At 65.3% G+C, this 8930-nt stretch carries 9 protein-coding genes; 8 read left to right on the top strand and 1 reads right to left on the bottom strand.

What is annotated here, in order from left to right; all coding sequences use genetic code 11:
- From NH448_RS22570 to NH448_RS23750, 3 genes are all read left to right on the top strand, one after another.
- Positions 1–539 (top strand): phage tail protein I (locus NH448_RS22570; protein ID WP_253029513.1); only part of this gene is annotated, 539 nt, incomplete at its 5' end.
- 18 nt (positions 540–557) lie between these two features.
- The gene (locus tag NH448_RS22565) at positions 558–1709 is read left to right on the top strand and encodes a phage tail protein (protein ID WP_253029512.1); all 1152 of its coding nucleotides are present in this window, start codon (positions 558–560) and stop codon (positions 1707–1709) included.
- An 11-nt stretch (positions 1710–1720) separates the two neighbouring features.
- Positions 1721–2389 (top strand): DUF4376 domain-containing protein, encoded by a 669-nt coding sequence (locus NH448_RS23750; RefSeq protein WP_253029511.1) that lies wholly within the window; start codon positions 1721–1723, stop codon positions 2387–2389.
- Between the two features lie 43 nt (positions 2390–2432).
- Here NH448_RS23750 and NH448_RS23745 read toward each other — a convergent pair whose 3' ends face one another.
- The gene (locus tag NH448_RS23745; RefSeq protein ID WP_253029510.1) at positions 2433–2951 is read right to left on the bottom strand and encodes a DUF2441 domain-containing protein; all 519 of its coding nucleotides are present in this window, start codon (positions 2949–2951) and stop codon (positions 2433–2435) included.
- A gap of 1001 nt (positions 2952–3952) precedes the next feature.
- Here NH448_RS23745 and NH448_RS22550 point away from each other — a divergent pair.
- The 5 genes from NH448_RS22550 to NH448_RS22530 all read left to right on the top strand — a co-directional run.
- Entirely contained in the window at positions 3953–5479 is a 1527-nt protein-coding gene (locus tag NH448_RS22550; protein WP_366078357.1) for a phage tail sheath subtilisin-like domain-containing protein, read from the top strand.
- Between the two features lie 20 nt (positions 5480–5499).
- Positions 5500–6012 carry a phage major tail tube protein gene (locus tag NH448_RS22545; protein WP_253029509.1) on the top strand — a complete coding sequence of 171 codons (513 nt, stop codon included), beginning with the start codon at positions 5500–5502 and terminating at the stop codon, positions 6010–6012.
- Positions 6013–6041: 29 nt separating this feature from the next.
- Positions 6042–6362 carry a phage tail assembly protein gene (locus tag NH448_RS22540; RefSeq protein WP_253029508.1) on the top strand — a complete coding sequence of 107 codons (321 nt, stop codon included), beginning with the start codon at positions 6042–6044 and terminating at the stop codon, positions 6360–6362.
- Between the two features lie 50 nt (positions 6363–6412).
- Positions 6413–6586, top strand: a complete 174-nt coding sequence (locus NH448_RS22535; protein ID WP_253029507.1) for a GpE family phage tail protein — start codon at positions 6413–6415, stop codon at positions 6584–6586.
- Positions 6540–8930, top strand: a 2391-nt coding sequence (locus tag NH448_RS22530; protein ID WP_253029506.1) for a phage tail tape measure protein, incomplete at its 3' end; no start/stop codon positions are given. The genes NH448_RS22535 and NH448_RS22530, both read left to right, overlap by 47 nt.

Below are 8930 nucleotides of genomic sequence, written 5' to 3'. Positions count from 1 at the left end.
TGCCGGTGCCGCTACGCGACCTGTGGCGGCCGGCGACCTGCCCGGCCCACCTGCTGCCGTACCTCGCCTGGGCGTTCTCGGTGGACCGCTGGGACCCGACCTGGAGCGAGGCCGCCAAGCGCGACGTCATCGCCTCAGCGTTCTACGTCCACCAGCGCAAAGGGACCATCTCGGCGCTTCGCCGCGTGGTCGAGCCGCTGGGCTATCTGCTCGAGGTCGTGGAGTGGTGGGAGACCGAGCCGGCCGGCACGCCAGGCACCTTCGCGCTCAGGATCGGCGTGCTCGACACCGGCATCACCGAGGGCATGTACACCGAGCTCGAACGGCTGATCGACGACGCCAAGCCGGTCTCGCGCCACGTCAGCGCCCTGGACCTCGCCGGCGAGAGCCGCGGCACTGCCCACGTGGCCTCCACCACCTACGACGGCGACATCACCATGGTCATGCCCTTCGTCGCCGAGGAGACCGAGGTCACCGGCCTGTTCTTTTTGGGCGCTGCCACCGACAGCACCGACACCGCCACCGTTTACCCGCTCTGATAACGAGAGGAGCCCCACATGCCCCAGTTCTATACCCTGCTCACCGACACCGGCCAGGCGAAGCTCGCCAACGCCGTGGCGCTCGGGCAGAGCATCGAGATCACCGAACTGGCCGTCGGCGACGGCGGCGGCAGCCTGCCCACCCCGGACAGCAGCGCCACAGCCCTGGTCAACGAGGTGCGCCGCGCGCCGATCAACGCCAGCCAGACCGACCCCGACAACCCATCATGGATCGTGGTCGAGCAGGTGCTCCCGCCCGACGTCGGCGGCTGGACCATCCGCGAGATCGGCGTATATGACGTCGACGGCGACCTGATCGGCATCGGCAACTACCCCGAGACCTACAAGCCGGTGCTGGCCGAGGGTAGCTCGCGCACCCAGACCGTGCGCTTCGTGCTTGAGGTCAGCGACACCAGCGCCGTCACCCTAAAGGTCGATCCCAGCGTGGTCCTGGCCACCCGGGAATATTCGGATGCCGGCGACGAGGCATTGATGGCAGCGATCGAGCAGGCCATCGCCGACGCTGGATACCAGTTCGCCAACTACGATGGCGACCGGATCTATACCACCGGCGAAGTGGTACGCGGCAGCGATGGGGCGTTCTACGAGTTCTACGACCGCGATCAGGCTGGCACCACCCAGGGCACCAACCCCACCAATGCCGCCAACCGGCCGCATATCTGGATGGAGTGGGATGGGGTCACGCCGGGCGCCACTATCGAGTGGCGCAGCGAGACGCTCCCCGAGGGTTACATCGAGAACGACGGGGCGGAAATCAGCCGCGCCGACTATCGCCGCATTTTCGACGTCTACGGCATCACCCATGGCGACGGAGACGGTTCGACGACCTTCCACCTCCCAGACGACCGCGGCGAGTTTAAGCGCGGCTGGGACAATGGGAAGGGAGTAGACGCTGGGCGATCACTGGCGTCATGGCAAAAGCCTACACTTGTGGGCGGATATGACGACAATAATAGCGGCTCTCACTCCGTTCTTTTTGACAAGTCAGACGTTGATTATGGATCTGACCCTTTTTCTTCTTCTGATTATCCAGGGTATCGGTTGAGATACGCAGGAACCGGCTCAGAGGTCTCGACTTCTTTTGGCCGCCACTGGCTTTCAGCGACGCGGCCTAGGAACAACGCCGTTATCTACCTAACCAAGATCTAAGGGAGCCGATCGTGCGCATCTACGACATCAACCCCTCCGACGGCACCGTCATCGACCCTGCGGGGCGCGAGGCGCCCCTCGATCCAATGCGCCGCGAGCCGCGCATCCCGGCCGGTTCAACCGCCATCGAGCCACCGGCCACCGGCGCGAACGAGACCGCCCGGTGGGCGGGCGAAGCCTGGGAAGTGGTGCCCGACTGGCGCGGTCATGTCTACTGGCTCACCGACGGCAGCCGCCATGAGATTACCGAGCTCGACGAAGAACCGCCCGCCGATGCGCTGGATGAGGCGCCGCCCGAGCCCCTCGAGGATCTCGCCGCCCGCCAGCGCGACGTGATCGCCATCGCCCTGGCAGATGCCCTCGCCGCCGGCATGCCCTACACCATGCCCGACGGCAGCGAGGACACGGTGCAGATGTTGGCCGAGGACCGGCAGAACCTGCTCGGCCTCGCGATCGAGGCCCGCGACCTCAAGGCCGCCGGCGAGACCGGCGCTGTCCAGGAGTTCCGCGCGGCCTCCAACACCCGCTACCCGCTGACGCCGGACGAGACTATCGCCCTCACCGACGCGGCCCTGGGCCACTACAAGGTGCTCAAGGCCCGCAGCTGGGACCGCAAGGACGCGATCGACGAGGCTCTGGAGGCTGGTGACCGGGAGGGGATCGAAGCAGTGGTGTGGTAAGGATCCTCCGCAACAGCAAGGCCCCAAAATTAGGGGCCTATGTTTATCTTATCCTCTGGCCAACTTCTACCGGAAGTTTTGCAATAATCTCCCAGACTGGGCCTTGATCTACTCCACCTTCTACACCCTGCCAATATTCATGCGCACGGTGCGACAAAGATAGTATTGATCCCACATTATTCAGAAGTGACATATTTGCTCGATGGATGCTCCCGTCGACTTTTACCTCAAATATTGGCACCCCAGGATTATGAAGCATCCCTCTCATTTCTATAGCTTCATCAGCAGACTCACAACAAAAAATGCTTTCGAAACGCGAAGGAAGCTCTTGATAACACCTTTTCCTGACTTCTTCGAAATATAGCTCAAGTGCTCCTTCTCTGCTTGAAAAAGCGCAATTAGGATTCTCTAAATACTGCTGCCCATGCCTAGAAATCCCATTAGGAAAAAGATCATCAAGAAATGTGCGGAAGGGTTCTTCACTCACACCATTTCTGAAGGGCGATAGAACTTGTCCTGGAGATAGAGTCCTTGCTCGATCTACTGTGTAAAAAGTCTTCACCCTGAAAGCCTCCTTTCCCGTTCACCCTCACATAAGTGGAGTATTCATTCGATGGCTACGCTTAAGAACCAGCACCATACCAGAGACTCAACGCCACGCGGCAGGCGTTTTGTGCCATCCCCGCCCCACAAATCCCAGAGCTAGAGACCCAACCTCCCCTGCGCCACGATGACTCCAGCGTGAAATTCGCCTAGCACCTGGAAATGGTCATGTCCTCCTAAACCGCGGCACTGCGGGCTTCAGAGCTGTAGATCGGCGTTTCACAACGGCCCGATCACGGAATCGATAATCCACGCTGGCAGACTGATGTCCAGTGTGCTCCAGCGGGCCCTTGCCCTAAGGCGACGCCACCCTGCGCGTGGTGGTCCACAGCATGAAGCTGCACCTGAAGTTCTCCATGGTCATCGAGTTGATGAGTGAGGTTATGAGAAGAGAAGAAGATTCGTAACCATATGTTTATATGTGGTTTTTCAAGGAAAGTAGCAGGCGCGGCACTACCAGGCCCTGACGATTCTCGATACCAGGCCCTGTCAGTCCAGCCCCTACCTGACCATGATGGGAGCCGAGGACATCCAGCGCACCGTGGAGCGGTGCGAGATAATCGGTCACCAGATGACTTAGGGGAAAAATAGAAAAGCCCCGGCGGCAACCGGGGCTTTGAATGCATCAGGCGTTGGCGCGCCTTCAACACAGGGTTATTGCATGGCACATCGTAGATCAGGCAGAGCCTCGATCCAATGGCTCTGGCTCAAGATCGAGCTACCGGCTTCGCCGTTCATCCGGTTCTGCCTTGGGTTGTCGATCCTTTTGCCGGCACTGGGGGCCTTCTCCAGGTTTGCCGAGCCGGTCCTGCTGGCCTGGCTCGACTGAGCGGTAGTTGCCGCGAGCCAAGGGTGTGAGTCCCCTCGCCCACACCCTCAGCCACTAACGCACCGCCCGCCTGCGCCGCACGATACCAGCGTGATGTCACGAACCGCTGAACCCCTGCGCAGGAGCCTCCCATGGCACTCGATCAATACCACCACGGGGTGCGCGTCTCCGAGGTCAACGACGGCACCCGCACCATTCGCACGGTGTCGACCGCGATCATCGGGATCGTCTGCACCGCGCCCGATGCGGCGCCCGGTACCGCCGCGGCGCTGACGCTCGACCAGACCGCCGCCGACACCGGCGTTATCTACACCGCCAATGCCATCGGCACGGCCGGCAACCAGATCCGCGTGCGCTACGTCGATCCCGGCGAGGCCTCCCAGGCGCTGGCTGTGAGCGTGTCCGGCAAGGAGATCACCGTCAGTCTGGCGACGGATGCCGAGGGCGATCTCGTCAGCACCGCCGACGACGTCGTCACGGCGGTCAACGCCCATGTCGGCGCCTCCGCCCTGGTTGCTGCCGCCCTGCCTGCTGGCGAGTCCGGCCTGGGTGTGCTCGGCGCCGAGCCCTTCACCAAGCTGACCGGCGGTGTCGACGAGGCCTTCCCGCTCAACCAGCCGACGCTGATCACCAACGTCGACACCGCGATCGGCAAGGCCGGCACCCAGGGCACCCTGAAGGACGCCCTCACCACCATCGGCCAGCAGTCCAAGCCGATCATCGTCGCCGTGCGCGTTGCCGAGGGCAGCACCAGCGCCGAGACCACCGCCAACGTGATCGGCACCACCACCGAGACCGGCCAGCGCACCGGCCTGCAGGCGCTGCTCACCGCGAAGCAGAAGCTCGGCGTCACGCCGCGCATCATCGGCGTGCCGACACTGGACACCCAGCCGGTGGCCACCGCCATGGTGCCGATCCTTCAGCAGTTGCGCGCCTTCGGCTATGCCTATGCCCACGGCTGCGAGACCGTCACCGACGTCACCGCCTACCGCGACCAGTTCGGCGCGCGCGAGCTGATGATCGTCTGGCCGCAGTGGGAGGCGTTCGACACCGACGATGCCGCCACGGACACGGTGAGCCCGATCGCCGTGGCCCTGGGACTTCGCGCCAAGCTCGACCAGGAGGTGGGCTGGCACAAGACCCTCTCGAACGTGGTGGTGAACGGCGTCACCGGGATCTCGAAGGACGTGTTCTGGGACCTGCAGTCGCCGAACACCGATGCCGGCATACTCAACGCCGCGGACGTCACCACGCTGATCAACCAGGGCGGCTATCGATTCTGGGGCTCGCGCACCTGCGCTGGCCCGCTGTCCCTGTTCCCGTTCGAGAACTACACCCGCACCGCACAGATCCTCGCCGACACCATCGCCGAGGCGCACCTGTGGGCGGTCGACAAGCCCATGCACGCCTCCCTGGCCCGCGACATCATCGAGGGCATCAACGCCAAGTTCAGCGAGCTCAAGAGCCTGGGGCTGATCGTCGACGGCCAAGCCTGGCTCAACGACGAGCTCAACACCCAGGAGTCGCTGAAAGCGGGCAAATTGCGCATCGACTACGACTACACGCCGGTGCCGCCCCTCGAGGACCTGGGCTTCCAGCAGCGCATCACCGATTCCTACCTGGCCGATTTCGCCGAGCGCGTCGCGGCCACCGCCTGAACTGACGAGGGACCTGATCCATGGCACTTCCGAAGAAACTCAAGGACCTGAACCTGTTCAGCAACGGTGACAGCTGGCAGGGCGTCATCCAGTCCGTCACCTTGCCCACCCTCACCCGCAAGATCGAGGAATGGCGCGGCGGCGGCATGGACGGCACCGTCGGCATCGACATGGGCATGGACGGCCTGCTCACCTGCCAGTGGACCGTCGGCGGCCTGGTCGAGTCGATCTTCGACAACTTCGGCAGCTCGCGCATCGATGCCGAGATGCTGCGTATGACCGGCAGCTACGAGCGCGACGACGTCGACGAGGTGGCGGCGGTGGAAGTGGTGATGCGCGGCCGGCATACCGAGATCGACATGGGCGACGCCCAGGCCGGCGAGAACACCGAGCACCAGGTCACCAGCACCCTCAGCTACTACAAGCTGACGATCAACGGCACCACCAAGATCGAGATCGACATCCCGAACTACGTGTTCAAGGTCAACGGCGAGGACATGCTCGCCAAGCGCCGCCAGGCCCTGGGCCTCTGATCTCCCCTCACCCAAGGAAGCACTGAACCATGACCAAGCCCCAAGTCGTCCAAGCCCCTGTTTCTCACACCAGCGCGACCGTCGAGCTCGACACCCCGCTCAAGCGCGGCGAGACCGAGGTCACCGAGCTCACCCTGCGCAAGCCGTCCGCCGGCGAGCTGCGCGGCGTTTCCCTGGCCGAGGTACTGCAGATGCAGACCGACGCGCTGATCACCCTGATCCCGCGGATCTCCAACCCTTCGCTGGCCGCGGCCGAGGTCCGCCAGATGGACCCCGCCGACCTGGTGCAGTGCGGCGGCGAGATCGCCGGTTTTTTGCTGACGAAGCGGGCCAAGGGCGAGGCCGACTAGGCCGGTCTTCGGGGCCTGCAATAGCACTCCCTGACCAGGTGGAAGAAGCGATGGCCGACCTGGCCATCGTCTTCCACTGGACACCCGCCGACTGCGCGGACCTCTCCCTGCGCGAACTGATGGAATGGCGCGAACGAGCGCGCAAGCGCAGCGCCGCCGACGACCACGGAGCCTCCCATGGCGCGCGATCTCAAGCTGCAAGTCATCCTCGACGCCGCCGATAAGGCTTCCCGCCCGCTCAAAGCCATCGAGCGGGCCTCGCAGAACGCCGCCCAGGCCATGAAGGACAACCGCGACCGCCTCAGGCAGCTGCAGGCGGTCCAGAAGAACGTCAGCTCCTTCCGCACCCTCAAGAACCAGTCCGGCGAGACCGCCAGGGCCCTGCGCGAGCAGCAGGACCGAATCCGCCGGCTCTCCCAGCAGATGCAGTCCCACGAGGGCGACACCGCCTCCCTGGTCGCCGAGCGCAAGAAGGCCATCGAGCAGGCGCGCCGGCTTTCCCGGCGCTACGACGACGAGCGCCGCGAGCTCCAGCGGCTGCGCTCGTCGCTCAACGAGAGCGGCATCAGCACCTCGGACCTGCGTCGAGACCAGCAGCGCCTGGCCACCGGGATGCAGGAGGCCAGCCAGGCGGTCGAGGAACAGCGCCGCAGGCTCAAGCGGCTGGGCGAGCAGCAGAAGCACGCCGCCCAGGCACGACGCCGCTACGACCGCAGCGTCAGCCGCGCAGGCAACATGGCCGGTGCGGGCGCTGCCGGGCTGGCCACCGGCGGCGGCGTACTCTATGCCGGAACGCGCATGCTCGCCCCGGGCGTGGAATTCGGCGAGGCCATGTCCCGCGTGCAGGCCCTCACCCGCCTGGACGGCAACGACGAGCGCTTCAAGGCGCTGCGCGAGCAGGCCCGCGAGCTGGGCTCGACCACCGCCTTCAGTGCCGGGCAGGCAGCCAACGCCCAGGGCTTCCTGGCCATGGCCGGCTTCTCGCCGGATGCTATCCAGGCCTCGATGGCCGACATGCTCAACCTGGCGCTGGCCAACGGCACCGACCTTGCGCGCACCGCCGACATCTCCTCGAACATCCTCTCCGGCTTCGGGCTCGATCCCGCGGAGATGGGCCGCGTCGGCGACCTGCTGACGGCCACCACCACCCGCGCCAACGTCGATCTGGAGATGCTCGGCGACTCGATGAAGTACGTCGCGCCTGTCGCCCGCGAGATGGGCCTGTCCCTCGAGGAGGCCGCGGCCATGTCCGGCCTGCTGGGCAACGTCGGCATCCAGGGCAGCCAGGCGGGCACCACGCTACGCGCCATGATGACGCGGCTGGCCGCCCCCACCGGAAAGGCCGCCGGCGCCATCGAGACCCTGGGCATCAACATCAAGGATGCCGAGGGCAACATGCGCAACGTGCCCCAGATCCTCACCGACGTGGCCAAGGCCACCGAGAACCTGGGCAACGCCGAACGCATGGAGCACCTCAAGGCCATCTTCGGCGAGGAGCCGGCGGCCGGCATGGCCGAGCTGATCAACCAGCAGGGCGCCGCCGGGATCGAGGGCTTCACCGAAATCCTCACCCAGGCGGCCGGCGAGAACGCCCGGGTCGCCAAGACCATGGCCGACAACATCGGCGGCGACCTCAAGTCGTTGAACAGCGCCTGGCAGGAGATCGGCATCACCCTCACCGACACCAACGAGGGCGCCCTGCGCGGGCTGATCCAGAACGTCACCCGCATCACCCGCGCGATCGGCAACTGGATGAAGGCGAACCCTGAGCTCACCGGCACCCTGGCCACCGCCGCCGCGGGGCTGGCCGCCCTGGTGGCCATCGGCGGGGGCTTCATGGTGCTGCTGGGCTCGGTAATCGGCCCGATCGCCATGGTCAACTACGCCCTCACCCTGCTGTCGATGAACCCGGTGAGTCTCACCATCATGGGCATCGTCGCCGCCGTGGCCGCCCTCGCCGCCGGCGCCTACCTGGTCTACCGCAACTGGGATTCGATCAGCGCCTGGTTCGGCGAGCGCTGGAACGACATCAAGGCCGCGTTCTCCGGCGGCGTCGGCAGCGTCATGCGCCTGCTGGCCAACTGGTCGCCGCTGGGCCTACTGTGGCGCGGCATTTCCTCGGCGCTGAACGCCCTGGGCATGCGGCTACCCACCACGCTCACCGGGCTGGGCGGCGCGATCATCGACGGCATCATCAGTGGCATCAGCGGCGGGCTGAGCCGGCTCGGCGATGCCATCAGGGGGATGGCCGGCGGCGTCGGGAACTGGTTCAAGGAGGTGCTCGGCATCCACTCGCCCAGCCGCGTGTTCGCCGGCTTCGGCGGCAACCTGATCCAGGGCCTGGTCAACGGAATCGACGAGCGCTGGCAGGGCCTGAAGGACGCCATCGGCGGCACCGCCGAGGCCGTGGTGGGCTGGTTCAAGGAGAAACTCGGCATCCACTCACCGAGCCGGGTGTTCGCCGAGCTTGGCGGTTTCACCATGGACGGCTACCAGCAGGGCCTGCAGCGCCAGGAACGCGCTCCACTGCGCCAGATCGGCGTGTTCGGCGACCGCCTCAAGCGCGCC

It is taken from the genome of Halomonas sp. OfavH-34-E (assembly GCF_024124525.1).
Lineage (GTDB): Bacteria > Pseudomonadota > Gammaproteobacteria > Pseudomonadales > Halomonadaceae > Halomonas > Halomonas litopenaei.
The sequence above is the reverse complement of the archived record's forward strand: the minus strand, read 5'-3'. Positions and strand labels throughout refer to the sequence as shown.

Coding starts and splice junctions, on each gene's coding strand:
- NH448_RS22550 (WP_366078357.1), top strand. CDS start 3,953: ATGGCACTCGATCAATACCACCACGGGGTGCGCGTCTCCGAGGTCAAC.
- NH448_RS22565 (WP_253029512.1), top strand. CDS start 558: ATGCCCCAGTTCTATACCCTGCTCACCGACACCGGCCAGGCGAAGCTC.
- NH448_RS22540 (WP_253029508.1), top strand. CDS start 6,042: ATGACCAAGCCCCAAGTCGTCCAAGCCCCTGTTTCTCACACCAGCGCG.
- NH448_RS22545 (WP_253029509.1), top strand. CDS start 5,500: ATGGCACTTCCGAAGAAACTCAAGGACCTGAACCTGTTCAGCAACGGT.
- NH448_RS22535 (WP_253029507.1), top strand. CDS start 6,413: ATGGCCGACCTGGCCATCGTCTTCCACTGGACACCCGCCGACTGCGCG.